The organism is Stenotrophomonas maltophilia group sp. Smal17 (assembly GCF_030237045.1).
GTDB lineage: Bacteria > Pseudomonadota > Gammaproteobacteria > Xanthomonadales > Xanthomonadaceae > Stenotrophomonas > Stenotrophomonas forensis.
Genome location: NZ_JASJSU010000043.1, coordinates 18367 through 37276 on the forward strand (window position 1 = coordinate 18367; position 18910 = coordinate 37276).

Sequence of the window (18910 nt, forward strand, 5' to 3'; positions counted from 1 at the left end):
GGCCCGACTTTGCCATTGACCTGTGCCATGTGCCAGCTTTTTGACGCAATCAGCGCTGGATAAGGAGATGAATTCATTAAGGATTTTCACGACAGCGCGAACCGCGTCACAAATACGGAGAGCACAGCGCAGCCATTCAGGCTGGCGCTGACGGTCCTGGCTGGGCACTCTGTGGCCCCGCCCATGTGTATGGATGCCCATGCGTCAGTTCCTGCCCATTGCCCTGCTGGCCTTGGTCACCCCGCCCGCTGCGAACGCCGGGGCACCCTCCAGCCGGCTGTACTTCCAGCACCACGACTGGGTGGTGGCCTGTGACAACACCCGCACCTGCCGCGCCGCCGGCTACGCCGCCGACGAGCAGAGCACGCTCAGCGTGCTGCTGACCCGCAAGGGCGGCGCCAACCAGGCCATGCAGGGCCGTCTTTCGCTGCAGCCGGATGAAGGCCAGACCCGGCCCGCCGGCGCGCTGCGCCTGCATGTCCGGCAGCAGGACCTGGGTGTGCTGGTACCGGACCAGGGCGAAGGCACCTATACCCTGAGTGCCGCGCAGACCGCCGCACTGTTGTCCGCACTGGTGCGCGACGGTGGAATCAGCGTGAGCGATGCCACCGGTCAACGTTGGGCGTTGTCGGACAAGGGCGCTGCCGCAGTCCTGCTGAAGATCGACGAGTACCAGGGCCGCCTCGGCACGCCCGGTGCCGTGATGCGCAAGGGCAGCACGCCCGAAGCCAGCGTTCCGGCCGCGCTGCCGGTGCCCGTCGTGCACAGCGCACCGACTGCCGATTCGATTCCGGATGACCCGGCCTTCGCGCAACTGGCGGCCTCGCCCGCGCTGCGCGCCGCGCTGCGTGCCACGCTGAAGGACAACAGCTGCGAGGGCCTGCTGGAGGCCGATGCCGATATTCCGCTGAGCAACTCGGCACTGGAGATACGTCGCCTGGACGCGCAGCACGTGCTGGTCAACGTGCCCTGCTGGCGCGCGGCCTACAACACCGGCGACGGCTACTGGGTGGCCCGCCCGAAGGCCCCGTTCCAACCGCAGTGGGTGACCAGTGATGCGATCGACTATGACGATGGGCAGATCATCGCCGCGCAGAAGGGCCGCGGACTGGGCGACTGCATCTCGCAGAGCACCTGGACCTGGACTGGCACGGCCTTCGTCGCGACCTCCGAAATCGCAGCAGGCCTGTGCCGCGGCGTACCCGGTGGCACCTGGGAACTGCCGACCCTGGTGACCGAAGTGGAAAAAGGGGACGGAGGGGATTAAGTCGCAATTGGCAAACAAGGCACAAGCGACTTAATCCCCTCCGTCCCTTTTTTCAGCCGGGCAGGCAGTGCTCGACGATCAGCTGGATGGCGCTGCCACCACGGTAGTCATCGCAGGCCAGGCGATAGGCGAGATGCACATGGCGGCCCGGCGCATTGCCGTGCCAGCCGCCGAAGTGGATGGCGTTGATCGTGCCGGGCACGCCCGGCAGGCGCAGTTCCAGCTTCAGGTGGCGCTCCTTCAGCACGCGCCAGTTGGCCACTTCGAAATGGCCGTCGAACAGCGGTTCCGGGAAGCCCTGACCCCACGGCCCGGCCAGGCGCAGCGCGACGGCATGACGATGGTCGAGCTCGTCCGCCGCCAGTTCGCCGTCGCTCAATACCTGCTGCTGCAGGGCCGCCGGGTCGAGCATTTCCAGCACCACGGCGATGAAGGCGGCCTTGAAGTCGTCAACGTGATCCAGGCGCAGGCTGAGGCCGGCGGCCATCGCATGCCCACCGAAACGTTCGATCAGGCCAGGATGGCGTGCGTCGACCAGCGCCAGCGCGTCACGGATGTGCAGGCCGGGAATCGAGCGCGCCGAGCCACGCAGCGTGTCGGCCCCCGGCTCAGCCGGGGCGAAGGCGATCACCGGGCGATGCAGGCGGTCCTTCATCTTCGACGCGACCAGGCCCACGACTCCCGGGTGCCAGTCGGCATCGAACAGGCAAGCCGCCACCGGCCGCTGGCCGGCCATGTCCAGCACCACGCGGGTCAGCGCCTGCTCGGCATCGTCGGTCATCGACTGCTGCACCGCGCGCCGTTCCGAATTGATCTGCTCAAGTGTCTGCGCGATGTCGCGTGCCTGCCGCGGGTCCTCGGTCAGCAGCAGCGCGATGCCCAGCGCCATGTCCTCCAGCCGGCCTGCAGCGTTCAGGCGCGGCCCAAGTGCGAAGCCGATGTCGGTGGCGGTCAGCCGTGCGGCATCGCGGCCACTGGCTTCGATCAGGGCGCGCAGGCCGACACAGCCCTGCCCGGCACGCAGCCGGCGCAGGCCCGCGCTGACCAGTGCACGATTGTTCGGGTCCAGCGCCACCAGGTCGGCGACGGTGCCCACCGCCACCAGGTCCAGCAGCGTGGTCAGGTCCGGCCCCTTGCCATCGGCGAAGACACCGGCCTCGCGCATCTGCCGGCGCAACGCCATCAGAACGTAGAAGATCACGCCGACACCGGCCAGCGATTTGCTGGGGAAGGCATCGCCATCCAGGTTCGGATCGACGATGACATCAGCCGGCGGCAGCTGCGGGCCCGGCAGGTGATGGTCGGTGACCAGCACCTGCCAGCCACGCGCCTTGGCCGCGGTCACGCCCGCGTGGCAGGCAATGCCATGGTCGACCGTGACCAGCAGGTCCGGCTGCAGCGCGGCCAGCTCCTCCACCAGCGACGGCGACAGGCCGTAGCCGTGCACCATGCGGTTCGGCACCGCGTGGAAGACATGTTGCGCGCCGAGCATGCGCAGGCCGCGCACGCCCACCGCGCAGGCGGTAGCGCCATCACAATCGAAATCGCCGACCACCAGGATGCGCTTGTCATTGGCGATGGCCTCGACCAGCAGGCCCACTGCATCATCGATGCCGGTCAGCAGCTCGGGCGCGTGCAGATTGCCCAGTTTCGGCAGTGCCAGCTCCGGGGTACCGGCATCGCGACTGGCGTAGAGCCGCGCCAGCAGCGGCAGTGTGCCGTCCGGCCAGTTGCCGGGTGCGACCGCATCGCGACGGCGGATCGTCACCGTATCAGTGGATGGCTGCACAGCATCGGCGGCAAGGGACATCGGCATCGCCGGTTACGAAAGACAGAGGCATGATACCGCGCGTGGGAGAGGCTGGCGGGATTGCGCCCGGCAGCTGCGGTAGTGCCGGCCGCTGGCCGGCAACCCCGGGAAACATCTGGGGTCAGAGCCGTTTTCCGATGGAAAACGGATCCGACCCCGATCAATCGTGCAGCTGCCGCGGCTTCTTCCAGAACTGCCAGCGCTGGCCACGGTCCAACTGGAACTGCAGGCCATCCTCGAAGTCCAGCACCAGCCGCTGCAGCTCGCCCCGCTTCAGCGCGGCCAACAACGGCCGGATCGCATCATTGCCCAGCTGCTGCGATGAACGCAGTTGGCGCAGGTCGACCAGTGCATCCACCGCCTGCTCGCCATCCACTGCCACGCCAGCCGCCAGCGCCAGGCCCTGCAGCAGGGCATCACGACTGCGCACCTGCGCATGCGCCGTGCTGACCGACACCGGCATCACGCCACCACCCCAGAACCAGAGTGAATTGATCGGCTGTTGTCCCTGGGCCACGCGTTGCTGGTTCCAGGAATGGTTGTGCAGCAGCACCTGCGCCTCGGTCATCAACGCCCGCCAACGGCGGCCGCCCTCGCCTTCCGGCAGGTGCGAGAACAGGTCATCGCCCAGCACTTCGTCCGGGTTGTCGAACTCGGGCAGCGCCAGGTCGATCGGAAGCCGCAGGTACCAGCGCGAAGGATCGGGTGCATCGAGCACGAACCCGGCATCAGCAAACAACGGCTGCAACACCGGCAGCAAGGCCAGGCAATCGGCCAGGGTCGGCCGCAGCGTTTCGCCGTAGGCCATCATCCGCGCACCGTGCATGTCCGGCACCATGCAGGCCGGATCGGCGCGCAGCCAGCGGGCGCCGGCGGCATCGCCGACGTCTCGCTGGCGAGTCAACGCAGCCACCGGCCACTGCGGCGCGGCCACGCTGAAATGACGCTGCAGCTGGGCGCGCTCACCGGCGTCCAGCTGCAAAGCGGTGGCGCGACCCAGGGCGCGCGCCACGTCGTCCGGCAATGCAGCCGCCGCAAGGCGGCTGCGCGCCGGCAACAGCAGGGTCGCCGTTGCCACCTCGTCAGTCCACGTAGCTGACGCTGACGATCTCGTACTCGCGCTGGCCGGCCGGGGCGTCGATCACGATCGAATCGCCTTCCAGCTTGCCGATCATCGCGCGCGCCACCGGCGAGGAAATGGCGATCAGGCCCAGCTTGATGTCCGCTTCCAGGTCGCCGACGATCTGGTACTTCTTCTCTTCGTCGGTTTCCACGTCGGCCAGGGTCACGCTGGCACCGAACACCACCTTGGAGCCGGCATTGAGCTTGCTCACGTCGATGATCTCGGCGTGCGACAGCTCGCCTTCCAGCTGCTTGATGCGGCCTTCGATGAAGCCCTGTTCCTCGCGCGCGGCGTGGTACTCGGCGTTCTCCTTCAGGTCGCCGTGCTCACGCGCTTCGGCGATCGCGGCGATCACCTTCGGGCGCTTGACCGACTTCAGGTGATCCAGTTCGTCGCGCAGCTTCTGCGCGCCTTTCATGGTGATGGGGGCTCTCATGCATTCAACTCCTTGTGCAGCTCCTGCAGCGACCAGACGGGGCCGGTGCCGCGGAATTCCAGTGAATCCACCAGCGCCTTGGCGCCGGCAATGGTGGTCGAGTAGGTGACGCGGTGCTGCAGCGCCTCGCGACGGATCGAGAACGAGTCGTTGATCGCCGAACGGCCTTCGGTCGTGTTGACGATGTAGACGATCTCGCCGTTCTTGATCGAATCGACGATGTGCGGGCGACCTTCGACCACCTTGTTGATGATCTCGCAGTCCATGCCGTGCTGCTGCAGCCATGCGGCGGTGCCACGGGTGGCCACCAGGCTGTAGCCACGCGCCAGCAGGGCCTTGGCCACCGGCAGCACGCGCTTCTTGTCGGGATCGCGGACCGAAACGAAGGCCTTGCCGACCGGCGGCGCCTTGATGCCACCGGCTTCCTGCGCACGCGCGAAGGCGGCGTTGAAGGTGCGGCCCACGCCCATCACTTCACCGGTGGAGCGCATTTCCGGCCCAAGGATCGGGTCGACACCCTGGAACTTGGCGAACGGGAAGATCGCTTCCTTCACCGAGTAATAGTCCGGCACGATCTCCTTGGTCGCGCCCTGCTCGGCCAGCGTCGTGCCGGCCATGCAGCGCGCGGCGATCTTGGCCAGCGGCATGCCGGTGGCCTTGGACACGAACGGCACGGTGCGCGAGGCACGCGGGTTCACTTCCAGCAGGTAGATGGTGTCATCGCCCTCTTCGCTGGTCTGGATCGCGAACTGGGTGTTCATCAGGCCGACCACGTTCAGGGCCTTGGCCAGCTCCACCACCTGGCGGCGCAGTTCGGCCTGGGTCTTGGCCGACAGCGAGTACGGCGGCAGCGAGCAGGACGAGTCACCCGAGTGCACGCCGGCTTCTTCGATGTGCTCCATCACGCCACCGATCAGGACGTTGCCCTCCTTGTCGGCGATGATGTCCACGTCGCACTCGACGGCGTTGTCGAGGAAGCGGTCCAGCAGCACCGGCGAATCGTTGGACACCTTCACCGCGTCACGCACGTAGCGGGCCAGGTCGGATTCGCCGTAGACGATTTCCATCGCGCGGCCACCCAGCACGTAGCTCGGGCGCACCACCAGCGGGTAGCCGATCTCGCGGGCCAGCAGCAGCGCTTCCTGGTCGTTGCGGGCGATGCGGTTCGGCGGCTGCTTCAGGCCCAGCGTGTCGACCAGCTGCTGGAAGCGCTCGCGGTCTTCGGCCAGGTCGATGGAGTCCGGGCTGGTGCCGATCACCGGCACGCCGTTGGCTTCCAGCGCACGTGCCAGCTTCAGCGGGGTCTGGCCGCCGTACTGCACGATCACGCCCTTGGGCTGTTCCAGCTCCACGATTTCCAGCACGTCTTCCAGGGTCAGCGGTTCGAAGTACAGGCGGTCGGAGGTGTCGTAGTCGGTCGACACGGTTTCCGGGTTGCAGTTGACCATGATGGTTTCATAACCATCCTCGCGCAGCGCCAGTGCCGCGTGCACGCAGCAGTAGTCGAACTCGATGCCCTGGCCGATGCGGTTCGGGCCACCGCCCAGGATCATGATCTTGTCGCGGTTGGTCGGCGCGGCCTCGCACTCGTCCTCGTAGGTCGAGTACAGGTAGGCGGTACCGGTGGAGAACTCACCGGCACAGGAGTCCACGCGCTTGTAGACCGGGCGCACCTTGTGCGCACGGCGCAGCGCGCGGATGGCCGCTTCGTTGGTACCGGTCAGCTGGGCCAGGCGGGCGTCGGAGAAACCGGCGCGCTTGAGCTTGCGCAGGCGCGCCGCGTCGAGCGCATCGATGCCACCGGCAGTCACTTCAGCTTCGGCCGCGATGATTTCCTCGATCTGGTCCAGGAACCAGTGGTCGATGAACGACAGCGCGTAGATCTCTTCCACGCTCATGCCGGCGCGGAATGCATCGGCGACGAAGAACAGGCGCTCCGGGCCCGGCGCCTTCAGCTCGCGGCGCAGGGTCTGCAGGTCTTCTTCGTTGGCCAGGTCCAGGCCGGTCGGATCGAAGCCGACCTTGCCGGTTTCCAGGCCACGCAGGGCCTTCTGCACCGATTCCTGGAAGGTACGACCCATCGCCATCACCTCGCCCACCGACTTCATCTGGGTGGTCAGGCGGGCGTCGGCAGCCGGGAACTTCTCGAAGGCGAAACGCGGGATCTTGGTGACCACGTAGTCGATCGAGGGCTCGAACGAGGCCGGGGTCAGGCCGCCGGTGATCTCGTTCTTCAGTTCGTCCAGGGTGTAGCCCACGGCCAGCTTGGCCGCGACCTTGGCGATCGGGAAGCCGGTGGCCTTGGAGGCCAGCGCCGAGGAACGCGACACGCGCGGGTTCATCTCGATGACGACCACGCGGCCGGTCTTCGGGTTGATGCCGAACTGCACGTTCGAGCCGCCGGTATCGACGCCGATCTTGCGCAGCACGGCGATGGAGGCATCGCGCAGGCGCTGGTATTCCTTGTCGGTCAGGGTCTGCGCCGGGGCCACGGTGATCGAGTCACCGGTGTGCACGCCCATCGGGTCCAGGTTCTCGATCGAGCAGACGATGATGCAGTTGTCCGCGGTATCGCGGACCACTTCCATCTCGAATTCCTTCCAGCCCAGCACCGACTCTTCCACCAGCACTTCGGTGGTCGGCGACAGCTCCAGGCCACGGCTGACGATCTCGACCAGCTCTTCGCGGTTGTAGGCGATGCCGCCGCCGCTGCCGCCCAGGGTGAAGCTGGGGCGGATGATGGTCGGGTAGCCGACGCGGGTCTGGATCTCCAGCGCCTCGTCCAGGGTGTGGGCGACGGCGGCGGTCGGGCATTCCAGGCCGATCTCGCCCATGGCCACGCGGAACAGCTCGCGGTCTTCGGCCATGCGGATCGCTTCGCGCTTGGCGCCGATCAGTTCGACGTTGTACTTCTCCAGCACGCCGTGGTCGGCCAGGTCCAGCGCGCAGTTCAGCGCGGTCTGGCCACCCATGGTCGGCAGCAGCGCGTCAGGCTTTTCCTTGGCGATGATCTTCTCGACCGTCTGCCAGTTGATCGGCTCGATGTAGACGGCATCGGCCATCTCCGGGTCGGTCATGATCGTGGCCGGGTTGCTGTTGACCAGCACCACGCGGTAACCCTCGTCGCGCAGGGCCTTGCAGGCCTGGGCGCCGGAGTAGTCGAACTCGCAGGCCTGGCCGATGACGATCGGGCCAGCACCGATGATGAGGATGGTCTTGAGGTCAGTGCGCTTGGGCATTTTCTTCTCTAAGTCAGTACAGCGTGACAAGGGGGGTGATCGCACGCTGTCGATCAGGAATCTTGATCCGCAGCGCCGCGCCAGCGGCAGCAGCGATGCGGGGGCTTACGGTCCATCGCGACGCCACCGGCAAGCCGGCGACGTACTGATCACGCCTTGCTCTGTTCCATCAGGGCCACGAAACGGTCGAACAGCGGACCGACATCGGTCGGGCCGGGCGACGCTTCCGGGTGGCCCTGGAACGAGAACGCCGGCACGTCGGTGCGGGCGATGCCCTGGTTGGTGCCGTCGAACAGCGAACGGTGGGTCACGCGCAGGGTCGCCGGCAGGGTCGATTCATCAACCGCGAAGCCGTGGTTCTGCGAGGTGATCATCACCCGGCCGTTGTCCAGGTCCTGCACCGGGTGGTTGGCACCGTGGTGGCCGTGGCCCATTTTCATGGTCTTCGCGCCCGAGGCCAGGCCCAGCAGCTGGTGGCCCAGGCAGATGCCGAAGGTCGGGATCTTCACGTCGATGAAGGCCTTGATCGCTTCGATGGCGTAGTCGCACGGTTCCGGGTCACCCGGGCCATTGGACAGGAACACGCCGTCCGGCTTCAGCGCCAGCACTTCGGCGGCCGGGGTCTGCGCCGGCACCACGGTCACTTCGCAGCCGCGCTCGGCCAGCATGCGCAGGATGTTGGTCTTCACGCCGAAGTCGTAGGCCACTACCTTGAACCTGGCCGGCACGCTGACGAAGGCATTGGCATCCAGGTCCAGCTGGCCCTCGGTCCAGGTGTAGGTCTTCTCGGTAGTGACGACCTTGGCCAGATCCATGCCCTTCAGGCCCGGGAACTTGCGGGCGGCTTCCAGTGCCTTTTCCACGTCGATGTCGCCCGCCATCAGCGCACCGTTCTGCGCGCCCTTCTCGCGCAGGATGCGGGTCAGCTTGCGGGTGTCGATGCCGGCGATGGCGACCACGCCACGCTGGATCAGCCAGTCCTGCAGCGACACCTGGCTGCGCCAGTTGCTGGGGCGGCGCGGCACGTCGCGCACGATCAGGCCGGCCGACCACACCTTGGACGCTTCATTGTCCTGGTCGGTCATGCCGGTGTTGCCGATATGCGGATAGGTCAGCGTGACCATCTGCCGGGCGTAGGACGGGTCGGTCAACACTTCCTGGTAACCGGTCATGGCGGTGTTGAACACCACCTCACCGACGGACAGGCCGGGCGCGCCTACGGATTCGCCCTCGAATACGGTGCCGTCTTCGAGGACGAGGATTGCGGCTTGGGTCACGGAAATCTCACTTTGGCTACCGAGGGGGCTGCCGAAGTCACGCCTGCGCTTCACGGAAATCCGGTTGCAAAAAAGCGCGGACGTACGGTCTGGGACCGGTCCGGCTTTCGTGATTCGGCGAGTGCGAATTGTAGCGCTGCCGGGGCGCTCGCGCCAGCGGTTATCGCTGTTCATGAACAGGCGATTGCGCATTCATTTCAATCCGGCGGCGTATGCGGGGCCGCCATGACCCCGGTAGATGCCAACCTTGGTTGGCAGGCTTTCCGGGAAGCGCCAACCAAGGTTGGCATCTACCATCGACCTGGACCGTTACCGGGGGCCGTCCAGCAGGTCCCGCACCCGGTAGCTGCCGGCCGCCCGGCCGTGCAGCTGGCGGGCGGCGAACAGCGCGCCGCGGGCAAAAATGTCGCGATTGGTGGCCCGGTGGACCAGCTCGATGCGCTCACCGGGGCCGGTGAACTGCACCAGATGCTCGCCGACGATATCGCCGGCACGCAGGCTGGCGTAGTGCGGCTGCGCCCCACCCCGCTGCGCTGCCGCACCCAGGGTCAGCGCGGTGCCCGACGGCGCGTCCTTCTTCTGGGTGTGGTGCGATTCGACGATGTCGCAGTCCCAGCCGGCCAGCGCCTGTGCGGCGCGCTCGACCAGCTCGTCCAGCACCGCCACGCCCAGGCTGAAATTCGAGGCCCAGACCAGCGGGATCTTCGCTGCCGCGGCCTCCAGCGCCTGGCGCTGCGTACTGGAGATGCCGGTGGTACCCGACACCAGGCCCGCGCCCCGCTCCACGCACAGCGCCAGCATCGGGTCGAAACCCTCCGGCAGGCTGAAGTCGATTGCCACATCGAACACCGGCGCGCCGGGCAGCTCGCTGGCGGCGAAGAACGGCACGCCGTCGACCACGCGCTGGGCCGGCGCGCGGCCGGTCACCGCCGCCACGATCTGCAGGGTTTCGGGGTGTTCGGCGGCCAGCCGCAGCAGGGCCTGGCCCATGCGCCCGGAGGCGCCGTGAATGAGCAATCGCAGGGGAGTCTGGTTCATGCCCGCAGGCTAGCGGCAGCGCACCCGCTCCGGCAAGCGCCATCGCTGCTACGCTGCATGCCCTTTCACGCAATGGATGGCAGTTCCACCATGCAGATCAGCGAACAACTGGTGCTGGTCACCGGCGCCGGCCGCGGCCTTGGCACGCACATTGCCCGCGCCTTCGCCGCGCAGGGTGCGCGCGTCATTGTGAACTACCACCGCAGCGAGGCCACCGCACGGGCCCTGGCTGCCGAACTGGGCGGACAGGCGATCGCGCTGCCGGCCGACGTCACCGATCGCGCCCAGGTCGACGCCATGCTGCAGCAGGCGCTGGCGCACTTCGGCCAGGGCGTCACCACCGTGGTCAACAACGCGCTGGCGAGCTTCTCGTTCAATGGCGATGCGCGCGACAGCGCTGCCGATATCGGCTGGCCGGCCTTCCAGGCCCAGTTCGAGGGCAGCGTGCGTGGCGCGCTCAACACCGTGCAGGCCGCCCTGCCCGGCATGCAGGCGCGCCGTTTCGGCCGCGTCATCAACATCGGCACCAACCTGTTCCAGAACCCGGTCGTGCCCTACCACGACTACACCGCGGCCAAGGCCGCGCTGCTGTCACTGACCCGCACCCTGGCCGGCGACCTCGGCCCGCATGGCATCACCGTCAACATGCTGTCCGGCGGCCTGCTGCGCACCACCGATGCCAGCGCTGCCACGCCCGAGGCGGTGTTCGACTACATCGCCGCCAACACCCCGCTGCGCAGCGTCACCACCCCGGCCGAGTTCGCCGATGCGGCGCTGTTCTTCGCCAGCCCCTGGTCACGCGCGGTGACCGGCCAGAACCTGGTGGTCGATGGCGGGCTGGTGCGGGACTGAGCCGATGCGCATCTCCGAGGTCAGTCGCCTGACCGGCGCCAGCGCCAAGGCCATCCGCCTGTACGAGGCGCGCGGCCTGCTGCCACCGGTGCCGCGCGTGAACCGCTACCGCGACTACAGCGAGCAGGACGTGGCCTGGGTGCAGCTGATCCGCCAGGCGCTGGCACTGGGCATCTCCCTGGCGGCGGTCTCGCGGCTGCAGGGCCGCGATGGGCGGCTCGACTGGCCGGCCGTGCTGGCCCTGCTGGAGCAGCAGCGCAGCCGCATTGCGTGTGAGCGCGCACGGCTGGAGCAGGTCGAGCTTGACCTGCAGCAGGTCAGCGACGAACTACGGCAGTGGCTGCACTCCGGCAGTGGCGACTGCGTCCTGCAACCCAGCGGCTGCCCTGTCGGCGCCTGACCCGGCGTTTGACTCTGCCCCTGGGGCATAGCCCAACCTCGCGCACTTTCCATTGCCCGAGGTTGTCGTGTCCCGTTCCATCCTGATCCTGCTCGGCCATCCCGACCGTGACAGCCTGTGCGGCGCCCTCGCCCAGCGCTACGCCACCGCTGCTGAAAACGCCGGCCACCGGGTGCGTCTGATCGCCTTGGGTGAACTCGAATTCGACCCGGTGCTGCGCCACGGCTACCGCCAGATCCAGCCCCTGGAAGCCGATCTGCAGGACGTCGCCGATGCGATCCAAGCCTGCGATCACCTGGTGCTGGTCTATCCCACCTGGTGGGGCGCGATGCCGGCCCTGCTGAAGGGCCTCTTCGACCGCGTGCTGCTGCCGGGGTACGCCTTCCGCTACCGGCGCGATTCGGTGTGGTGGGACCGGCTGCTGGCCGGCCGCAGCGCGCGGGTGATCACCACCCTGGACACGCCGCCGTGGTACTACCGCTGGATCTACCGCGACCCGGGCATTGCGCAGATCCGCGCCACCATCCTGGCGTTCTGCGGCTTCCGCCCAGTGCAGATCAGCCGCCTCGGTGCGGTGCGCAGCAGCACGCCGGCGCAACGCAGCACGTGGCTGGCGCTGGCAGCAGAGCTTGGATCCCGCGCCAGGTAGATTCAGGCCATGGGCAAGGCGTGCGAACCAAGGTTCGCACCCACCTGGGGCGCTCGTTGCGCGTGTCGCGTTTGCCAATTGACCCCCGCGCACGGCGCGACAAGGCTGTGGGCCCTTCCTCCAGCCCAGGCGGGCCCCATGAAATCCGCGACGGTCTTCAGCAGATGCGCAAGGAAGACAGGCTTTGCCGGGACCACCACCACCCGCTACCGGCTGCTGGAGGGCGCCCTGCTTGTCGTGAATCACCAACGCGCCAGCGAACACCGGGGCTTCTATGTGAATGCCGGGCTCTACTTTCCAGAGCTGCTTGAGTATCCGCTTGCGCCTTCCGACCTGGAAACTGCGTTCAGGTACCGCTCCAGCATTCCCACGCCGCATGTCGACTGGCGGATCGAAGAGACGCCCGGCCTGCGCCGGGCCTTCATCCAGCAGGATCTGGATGATCTGCTTGAGGCCGGCAATCGTGATGCGCTGAAAGGCCTGCTGCTCGGTGCCCTTGCCGATGTGGCGGGCTTCGCGGAAGCCCACGGAAACCGCGAGTCGGTGCGGCGATTGAATCGGGATGGAAACTTCCGCGCGCTCATCCGCAGGGAGGTCTGAACCCGGGAAGCGTGCGAACCAAGGTTCGCACCCACCGGGTGAAGTTCGCACCCACCGCGGCGAATGCTCGCGCCCACCGGGCGGCGGCCGCCGAGCAAGCCCGGCACTACTTCTTGGTCGGCCCGCAGCTGTCGCAACCGCCACATGCGCCACCGCCGCCCGTAGTCGGCGGCGCGATTTTCCGGCCCAGCGCCTGCAGCCAGGCAGCGCGGCCCGGCTTCAGCAGGGCCAGCGCCAGTGCGCCGCGCACCCTGCGCACGGTGCCCGGGAACTGCTTCTTCAACACCACCCAGGCACTGACCAGCACGGCCACCGCGATGATCAGGTATTGCAGCAGCAATCCGCTGTCCATCAGCCGCCTCCCAGCGCCCGGGTCACCTGGTAGGTGATCAGCGCCGCCACGTAGGCCGCGGCGAACAGGTAGAACGCCGAAAAGGCCATCGTCTTCCACGAATTGGTCTCGCGCTTGATGGTGGCCAGCGTCGAGATGCACATCGGTGCGTAGATGTACCAGACCAGCAGCGACAATGCGGTGGCCAGCGACCAGCCGTCGCTGATCAGCGGGGTCAGCGCCTGGCTGGCGGCATCGTCATCGGCCGCCGACAGCGCATACACGGTGGCCAGCGAGGACACGGCCACTTCGCGCGCGGCCAGGCCCGGGATCAGCGCGATGCAGATCTGCCAGTTGAAGCCCAGCGGCGCGAAGAACACCGCCATCGCGTGGCCGATCTGGCCGGCGTAGCTGTAGTCGATGGCCGGCATCGTGGCGCCCACCGGCGCCGCCGGGAACGACAGCAGCACCCACAACAGGATGGTCAGCGCCAGGATGATGCCGCCGACGCGCTTGAGGAAGATCATGCCGCGCTCGTACAGGCCAACCGCCAGGTCGCGCACATGCGGCAGGCGGTACGACGGCAGCTCCAGCATCAGCGGATGCTCGCTCTTGTCGCGGCGCCACTTCTTCATGATCCACGACATCGCCAGCGCACTGAGGATGCCGGCCGCATACAGGCCGAACAGCACCAGGCCCTGCTGGTTGAACACGCCCCAGACGGTCTTCTGCGGGATGAACGCACCAATCAGCAGCGCGTACACCGGCAGGCGCGCCGAGCAGGTCATCAGCGGCGCGACCAGGATCGTGGCCAGGCGGTCGCGCGCGTCCTGGATGCTGCGGGTGGACATGATGCCCGGCACCGCACAGGCGAAGCTGGACAGCAGCGGGATGAACGAGCGGCCGGACAGGCCGGCGGCCGCCATCATGCGGTCGAGCAGGAAGGCCGCACGCGGCAGGTAGCCGGACTCTTCCAGCACCAGGATGAAGAAGAACAGGATCAGGATCTGCGGCAGGAACACCACCACGCCACCGACGCCGGCGATGATGCCGTCGGTCAGCAGGCTGGCCAGCGGCCCTTCCGGCAGCACGCTGCCGACGAAGGCGCCGAGCCAGGCGAACCCGGCCTCGATGGCATCCATCAGCGGCGTTGCCCAGGCGTAGACCGCCTGGAAAATCAGGAACATCACCACCGCCAGGCTGACCAGGCCGAACACCGGGTGCAGCAGCCAGCGGTCCAGCGCGTCATCGATCTTGGCGGTACGTGCCGGCATGCGCACGGCCACCGACAGGATCTGGCGCACCTTGGCGTGGTAGTCGATGCCGCCTTCCGGGCCCGGCACCGGTGCATCCAGGTGCGGCACCATCGCATCCAGGCGCTCGACAAGCGCCTTGGCACCCTGCTTGCGCACCGCCACGGTTTCCACCACCGGCACGCCCAGCTCGCGCTCCAGCGCAGCCACGTCGACCTGGATGCCGCGGCGCTGGGCGGCATCGACCATGTTCAGCGCCACCACCATCGGCTTGCCCAGCTCGCGCAGCTCCAGCGCGAAGCGCAGGTGCAGGCGCAGGTTGGTGGCATCGATCACGCACAGCAGCACGTCCGGCGCGGCTTCGCCCGGGTAGAAGCCGCGGCACAGGTCGCGGGTGATCGCCTCGTCCAGGCTGGCCGGCTGCAGGCTGTAGGCGCCCGGCAGGTCGAGCACCGCGAATTCACGACCGGACGGCGCGCGCAGGCGGCCTTCCTTGCGTTCGACGGTGACGCCGGTGTAGTTGGCGACCTTCTGCCGGCTGCCGGTCAGCTGGTTGAACAGGGCGGTCTTGCCACTGTTCGGGTTACCGACCAGCGCGACGCGCAGGGGGGCGGTGGAGGCAGTAGCGGTCATGCACGTCGTTCCTGGCTGGCGGCGTCAACCACGACGCGCTTGGCTTCACTGATCCGCAGCGCGAACCGGGTGAACCCGACCTGCACCAGCAGCGGCTCCCCGCCTACCGGACCCTTGGCCACCAGACGCACTTCCTCGCCCTTGACGAAACCCAGCTCGCGCAGGCGACGGGCAATGGCATCGTTGGCATGCAGGTCCTGCACGGATTCGACCACGGCCGAGGTGTGCAGCGGCAGTTCGGACAGCATCATCTAGCGCAATCTCTGCTGGATGTAAATGGTTCTCGATTCTAACATTCCCGCGTCGCGTCATGGCCCATGACCAATGGCCCGCTATGATCCATACAGGTATGGAGTGACCCTGGAATCCCATGAACGATGCTTTGCAGATCGAGCGCCGTGGCGCCGTCCTCACCCTCTGGCTGAACCGGCCGGAGCTGCACAACGCCTTTGACGCCAGCCTGATCGCCCGGCTGACTGCCGCGCTGGAAGCCGCCGGCCGCGATGATGCGGTCCGCGCGGTGGTGGTGGCCGGCCACGGCGCCTCCTTCTCGGCCGGCGCCGACATGCAGTGGATGCGTGGCATGGCCGCCGCCAGCGAGGCGGACAACCGCGAGGACTCGCTGGCCCTGGCAAGGCTGATGCGCACCCTGGACGAGCTGCCCAAGCCGACCCTGGCCCGGGTCCACGGCGCAGCCTTCGGCGGTGGTGTCGGCCTGGTCGCCTGCTGCGACATCGCCATCGCCAGCACCTCGGCCCGCTTCGGCCTGACCGAAAGCCGCCTCGGCCTGCTGCCGGCGGTGATTTCGCCCTACGTGATCGAGGCCATCGGCCCGCGCCAGGCCCGGCGCTGGTTCGCCACCGGCGAGCACTTCGACGCCGATACCGCGCTGCGCATCGGCCTGGTCCACCAGCTGGTCGAGCCCGAGCGCCTGGACGAGGCACTGGAACGCCAGCTGGCCCTGCTCGACAAGGCCGGCCCGATCGCCTCGTCCACCGCCAAGCAGCTGGTCCGGCAGGTCCGCGACAGCCATGATCGCGACGCGCTGGATCGGGATAATGCCGAGCTGATCGCGCGCCTGCGGGTCTCCGCCGAGGGCCAGGAAGGCCTGGGCGCGTTCCTCGACAAGCGCGCCCCCCACTGGGTCACGGAAGCCTGAACATGCTCGATCATCTTGGTTTGACCAGCGCCGACCTGGCGCGCAGCAAAGCCTTTTTCCTGCAGGCGCTGGCGCCGCTGCAGATCGGCGTGGTGATGGAAGTGACCGCCGAACAGACCGGCGCCCACGACCACATCGGTTTCGGTAGCGACGGCAAGCCGTTCTTCTGGCTCGGCAATGGCGGCACCGCCAGCCACGGCGTGCACGTGGCCTTCGCCTGCGCCAGCCGCGCGCAGGTAGATGCCTTCCATGCCGCCGCCCTCGCCGCCGGCGGCCGCGACAATGGCGCCCCCGGCCTGCGCCCGTGGTACCACCCGGATTACTACGGCGCCTTCGTGCTCGACCCGGACGGCAACAACATCGAAGCGGTCTGCCACCGCCCCGGCTCCGAGGTAGAGGCATGAGCGACTACGTCCGCATCGTCGAAGTCGGTCCGCGTGACGGCCTGCAGAATGAAAAGCAGTCGGTGTCCACCGCCGACAAGATCGAACTGATCAACCGCCTGTCGGCCACCGGCCTGCGCAGCATCGAGGCGACCAGCTTCGTCAGCCCGAAGTGGATCCCGCAGCTGGCCGATGCCGCCGAGGTTTATGCCGGCATCCAGCGCAGGCCCGGCGTCAGCTATCCGGTGCTGGTGCCGAACGAACAGGGTTACGACCGTGCCCGCGCGGTCGGCGTGGAGGAAGTGGCGGTGTTCACCGCCGCCTCCGAAGCGTTCAACCGCACCAATACCAATGCCGGCATCGACGAGTCGCTGGCCCGTTTCGAGCCGATCCTGCGCCGGGCCGCCGCCGATGGCGTGCGTGTGCGCGGCTATGTGTCCACCGTGCTCGGCTGCCCCTACCAGGGCGAAGTACCGCTGGCCGACGTGGTGCGCGTGGCCCGTGCCCTGCACCAGATGGGCTGCTACGAAATCTCGCTGGGCGACACCATCGGCGTCGGTACCCCGCGCAAGGCACGGGCCATGCTGCAGGCGGTCGCCGCCGAGATTCCGATGGCGGCGCTGGCCGTGCACTTCCACGACACCTACGGCCAGGCCATCGCCAACATCGCCACCTGCCTGGAAGAAGGCGTGCGCGTGGTCGACAGCGCCGTGTCCGGCGCCGGTGGCTGCCCGTATGCCAAGGGCGCCAGCGGCAACGTCGCCAGCGAAGACGTGGTCTACCTGCTGCAGGGCCTGGGCCTGGACAGCGGCGTGGACCTGCCGGCACTGGCCGAGACCGGCCGCTGGCTGGCCGGCCTGCTCGGCCGCGCCACCGCCAGCCGCACCGGACAGGCGCTTGCCGCCGCCGGCTGACCGCCGCACCGCGCCGCCACGCAAAGGCGGCGCAGTGCACAACAGCGACGGTCGTGGCTTCCGTTAGAATCGGCGGTTCTCGAACCTGCAGGACCGTTCAATGCAGCTGTCTTCCGTACGTGCCGTGATCACTGGCGGCGTCTCCGGGCTCGGCCTGGCCGTGGCCCAGCACCTCGTCGCCCAGGGCGGCAAGGTGGCCCTGTTCGACCTCAACGACGACAAGGGCGCAGCCACCGTTGCCGAACTGGGCGCCGACAAGGCCCGCTATTTCAACGTCAACGTCAGCGATGAGGCGGCCGTGGCCACCGCCATCGACCAGGCCCACGATTTCCTCGGTGGCCTGAACGTGGCGATGAACTGCGCCGGCATCCTCGGCGCCGGTCGCGTGCTGGGCAAAGAGGGCCCGATGCCGCTGGCCGGCTTCCAGGGCACGGTGATGGTCAACCTGGTCGGCAGCTTCAACGTGGCCAAGGCCGCGGCCAACCGCATGCAGCACAACGAGGCCGGCACCGACGGCGAGCGCGGCGTGATCATCAACACCGCCAGCATCGCCGCCTATGAAGGCCAGATCGGCCAGGCCGCGTATGCCGCCAGCAAGGGCGGCGTGGTCTCGATGACGCTGCCGATGGCACGCGAACTGTCGCGCTTCGGCATCCGCGTCAACACGATTGCGCCGGGCGTGTTCTGGACGCCGATGGTCGACGGCATGCCCGAAGCCGTGCAGCAGTCGCTGGCCGCCTCGATCCCGTTCCCGTCGCGCCTGGGCAAGCCGGAAGACTTCGCCAGCCTGGTCGGCTTCATCCTCGGCAACACCTATCTCAATGGCGAGACCATCCGCCTGGACGGCGCTACCCGCCTCGCTCCGAAGTGATTCCCCCGGGCGCCGGGACGGCGCCCTCCCCCAACGACCAACATCATCATGAAAGCCAACGACATCAAGAAGGGCAACGTCGTCGAGTACAACAACGGCGTGTACCAGATCCGCGACATCGAGCGCAGCTCGCCGCAGGGTCGCGGCGGCAACGTCCGCTTCCGCTTCATCATGTACAGCGTGCCGGGCGGCAACAAGCTCGATGCCAGCTTCGATGCCGACGACAACCTGGTCGAGGTCGAACTGCTGCGCCGCCAGTCCACCTATTCGTACAAGGACGGCGACGCCTTCGTGTTCCTCGATGACGAGGACTACACCCCGTACACGCTGGACGCGGACGTGATCGGCGACGACGCCGGCTACATCACCGACGGCCTGACCGGCATCTACGTGCAGGTCATTGACGAGCAGCCCGTGGCGATCCAGCTGCCGGCCTCGGTGGTGCTGGAAGTGATCGAGACCCCGCCGGAACTGAAGGGTGGCACCGCCACCAAGCGCCCGAAGCCGGCCAAGCTCAACACCGGTATCGAGATCATGGTGCCGGAGTACATCGTCAACGGCGAACGCGTGCTGGTGAACACCGCCACCGGTGAATTCGCCGGACGCGCCGACTAAGCGCCTCGAGCTGCCTGCGGCGCACGCCGCCGCAGGCAGCATCTTCGTGCAGCCGGGCAC

At 67.8% G+C, this 18910-nt stretch carries 19 protein-coding genes; 10 read left to right on the forward strand and 9 right to left on the reverse strand.

The features are described from left to right. The first annotated feature begins 199 nt into the window (after nt 1-199). Nucleotides 200-1267, forward strand: coding sequence for a DUF1176 domain-containing protein (locus QRO93_RS12790; RefSeq protein ID WP_180878109.1), 1068 nt, complete (start codon nt 200-202; stop codon nt 1265-1267). Nucleotides 1268-1319: 52 nt separating this feature from the next. Here the strand turns inward: QRO93_RS12790 and recJ are convergent, their stop codons facing one another. From recJ to QRO93_RS12820, 6 genes are all read right to left on the reverse strand, one after another. Next, nucleotides 1320-3077, reverse strand: a complete 1758-nt coding sequence (recJ, locus tag QRO93_RS12795; RefSeq protein WP_180878110.1) for a single-stranded-DNA-specific exonuclease RecJ — start codon at nt 3075-3077, stop codon at nt 1320-1322. A gap of 160 nt (nt 3078-3237) precedes the next feature. Continuing rightward, on the reverse strand, nt 3238-4155 hold the full coding sequence (locus tag QRO93_RS12800; RefSeq protein ID WP_053449637.1) for a phosphoglycerate mutase: 918 nt from the start codon (nt 4153-4155) through the stop codon (nt 3238-3240). Nucleotides 4156-4159: 4 nt separating this feature from the next. Beyond that, nucleotides 4160-4624 (reverse strand): transcription elongation factor GreA, encoded by a 465-nt coding sequence (gene greA / locus QRO93_RS12805; protein WP_026347191.1) that lies wholly within the window; start codon nt 4622-4624, stop codon nt 4160-4162. Nucleotides 4625-4632: 8 nt separating this feature from the next. Next, nucleotides 4633-7875, reverse strand: coding sequence for a carbamoyl-phosphate synthase large subunit (gene carB / locus QRO93_RS12810; protein WP_053510354.1), 3243 nt, complete (start codon nt 7873-7875; stop codon nt 4633-4635). 149 nt (nt 7876-8024) lie between these two features. Continuing rightward, nucleotides 8025-9152, reverse strand: a complete 1128-nt coding sequence (carA, locus tag QRO93_RS12815) for a glutamine-hydrolyzing carbamoyl-phosphate synthase small subunit (RefSeq protein ID WP_180878111.1) — start codon at nt 9150-9152, stop codon at nt 8025-8027. A 309-nt stretch (nt 9153-9461) separates the two neighbouring features. Next, entirely contained in the window at nt 9462-10142 is a 681-nt protein-coding gene (locus QRO93_RS12820; RefSeq protein WP_053449634.1) for a 4-hydroxy-tetrahydrodipicolinate reductase, read from the reverse strand. 120 nt (nt 10143-10262) lie between these two features. Between QRO93_RS12820 and QRO93_RS12825 the strand changes: the two genes are divergently transcribed. The 4 genes from QRO93_RS12825 (at nt 10263) to QRO93_RS12840 (ending at nt 12691) form a co-directional block, all read left to right on the forward strand. Further along, nucleotides 10263-11042, forward strand: a complete 780-nt coding sequence (locus QRO93_RS12825; RefSeq protein WP_180878202.1) for a 3-oxoacyl-ACP reductase — start codon at nt 10263-10265, stop codon at nt 11040-11042. A gap of 4 nt (nt 11043-11046) precedes the next feature. After that, entirely contained in the window at nt 11047-11442 is a 396-nt protein-coding gene (locus tag QRO93_RS12830) for a MerR family transcriptional regulator (protein ID WP_164087007.1), read from the forward strand. Between the two features lie 67 nt (nt 11443-11509). After that, complete coding sequence (locus QRO93_RS12835) at nt 11510-12091, forward strand: NAD(P)H-dependent oxidoreductase (protein WP_164087008.1); 582 nt, start codon at nt 11510-11512, stop codon at nt 12089-12091. A gap of 138 nt (nt 12092-12229) precedes the next feature. Then, nucleotides 12230-12691, forward strand: coding sequence for a DUF4304 domain-containing protein (locus tag QRO93_RS12840; protein ID WP_053449632.1), 462 nt, complete (start codon nt 12230-12232; stop codon nt 12689-12691). Nucleotides 12692-12797: 106 nt separating this feature from the next. Here QRO93_RS12840 and QRO93_RS12845 read toward each other — a convergent pair whose 3' ends face one another. Genes QRO93_RS12845 through QRO93_RS12855 form a run of 3 tightly spaced genes read right to left on the reverse strand, consistent with a single transcriptional unit; the run spans nt 12798 to nt 15159 of the window. Beyond that, entirely contained in the window at nt 12798-13043 is a 246-nt protein-coding gene (locus QRO93_RS12845; protein WP_164087009.1) for a DUF6587 family protein, read from the reverse strand. Further along, nucleotides 13043-14908 carry a ferrous iron transporter B gene (locus QRO93_RS12850; RefSeq protein ID WP_180878112.1) on the reverse strand — a complete coding sequence of 622 codons (1866 nt, stop codon included), beginning with the start codon at nt 14906-14908 and terminating at the stop codon, nt 13043-13045. The genes QRO93_RS12845 and QRO93_RS12850 overlap by 1 nt, the downstream gene beginning before the upstream one ends. Further along, nucleotides 14905-15159, reverse strand: coding sequence for a FeoA family protein (locus tag QRO93_RS12855; protein WP_180878113.1), 255 nt, complete (start codon nt 15157-15159; stop codon nt 14905-14907). Before QRO93_RS12855 ends, QRO93_RS12850 begins: the two co-directional genes overlap by 4 nt. A 119-nt stretch (nt 15160-15278) precedes the next feature. Between QRO93_RS12855 and QRO93_RS12860 the strand changes: the two genes are divergently transcribed. The 5 genes from QRO93_RS12860 to yeiP all read left to right on the forward strand — a co-directional run bounded on the left by QRO93_RS12860 (nt 15279) and on the right by yeiP (nt 18850). Next, complete coding sequence (locus QRO93_RS12860) at nt 15279-16067, forward strand: enoyl-CoA hydratase/isomerase family protein (RefSeq protein ID WP_164087010.1); 789 nt, start codon at nt 15279-15281, stop codon at nt 16065-16067. A gap of 2 nt (nt 16068-16069) precedes the next feature. After that, on the forward strand, nt 16070-16471 hold the full coding sequence (locus QRO93_RS12865) for a VOC family protein (RefSeq protein WP_164087011.1): 402 nt from the start codon (nt 16070-16072) through the stop codon (nt 16469-16471). After that, on the forward strand, nt 16468-17364 hold the full coding sequence (locus QRO93_RS12870) for a hydroxymethylglutaryl-CoA lyase (RefSeq protein ID WP_053510347.1): 897 nt from the start codon (nt 16468-16470) through the stop codon (nt 17362-17364). The genes QRO93_RS12865 and QRO93_RS12870 overlap by 4 nt, the downstream gene beginning before the upstream one ends. Before the next feature lie 100 nt (nt 17365-17464). Continuing rightward, on the forward strand, nt 17465-18235 hold the full coding sequence (locus QRO93_RS12875) for an SDR family oxidoreductase (RefSeq protein ID WP_180878114.1): 771 nt from the start codon (nt 17465-17467) through the stop codon (nt 18233-18235). Nucleotides 18236-18283: 48 nt separating this feature from the next. Continuing rightward, nucleotides 18284-18850 carry an elongation factor P-like protein YeiP gene (yeiP, locus tag QRO93_RS12880; protein WP_005409468.1) on the forward strand — a complete coding sequence of 189 codons (567 nt, stop codon included), beginning with the start codon at nt 18284-18286 and terminating at the stop codon, nt 18848-18850. Nucleotides 18851-18910: the final 60 nt, after the last annotated feature.

Excerpts from the sequence above, each read along its gene's own strand:
- QRO93_RS12790 (WP_180878109.1), top strand. The coding sequence starts at position 200 with ATGCGTCAGTTCCTGCCCATTGCCCTGCTGGCCTTGGTCACCCCGCCC.
- recJ (WP_180878110.1), bottom strand. The coding sequence starts at position 3,077 with ATGTCCCTTGCCGCCGATGCTGTGCAGCCATCCACTGATACGGTGACG.
- carB (WP_053510354.1), bottom strand. The coding sequence starts at position 7,875 with ATGCCCAAGCGCACTGACCTCAAGACCATCCTCATCATCGGTGCTGGC.
- QRO93_RS12820 (WP_053449634.1), bottom strand. The coding sequence starts at position 10,142 with ATGGGCCAGGCCCTGCTGCGGCTGGCCGCCGAACACCCCGAAACCCTG.
- QRO93_RS12825 (WP_180878202.1), top strand. The coding sequence starts at position 10,263 with ATGGATGGCAGTTCCACCATGCAGATCAGCGAACAACTGGTGCTGGTC.
- QRO93_RS12830 (WP_164087007.1), top strand. The coding sequence starts at position 11,047 with ATGCGCATCTCCGAGGTCAGTCGCCTGACCGGCGCCAGCGCCAAGGCC.
- QRO93_RS12840 (WP_053449632.1), top strand. The coding sequence starts at position 12,230 with ATGAAATCCGCGACGGTCTTCAGCAGATGCGCAAGGAAGACAGGCTTT.
- QRO93_RS12845 (WP_164087009.1), bottom strand. The coding sequence starts at position 13,043 with ATGGACAGCGGATTGCTGCTGCAATACCTGATCATCGCGGTGGCCGTG.
- QRO93_RS12850 (WP_180878112.1), bottom strand. The coding sequence starts at position 14,908 with ATGACCGCTACTGCCTCCACCGCCCCCCTGCGCGTCGCGCTGGTCGGT.
- QRO93_RS12855 (WP_180878113.1), bottom strand. The coding sequence starts at position 15,159 with ATGATGCTGTCCGAACTGCCGCTGCACACCTCGGCCGTGGTCGAATCC.
- QRO93_RS12860 (WP_164087010.1), top strand. The coding sequence starts at position 15,279 with ATGAACGATGCTTTGCAGATCGAGCGCCGTGGCGCCGTCCTCACCCTC.
- QRO93_RS12865 (WP_164087011.1), top strand. The coding sequence starts at position 16,070 with ATGCTCGATCATCTTGGTTTGACCAGCGCCGACCTGGCGCGCAGCAAA.
- QRO93_RS12870 (WP_053510347.1), top strand. The coding sequence starts at position 16,468 with ATGAGCGACTACGTCCGCATCGTCGAAGTCGGTCCGCGTGACGGCCTG.
- QRO93_RS12875 (WP_180878114.1), top strand. The coding sequence starts at position 17,465 with ATGCAGCTGTCTTCCGTACGTGCCGTGATCACTGGCGGCGTCTCCGGG.
- yeiP (WP_005409468.1), top strand. The coding sequence starts at position 18,284 with ATGAAAGCCAACGACATCAAGAAGGGCAACGTCGTCGAGTACAACAAC.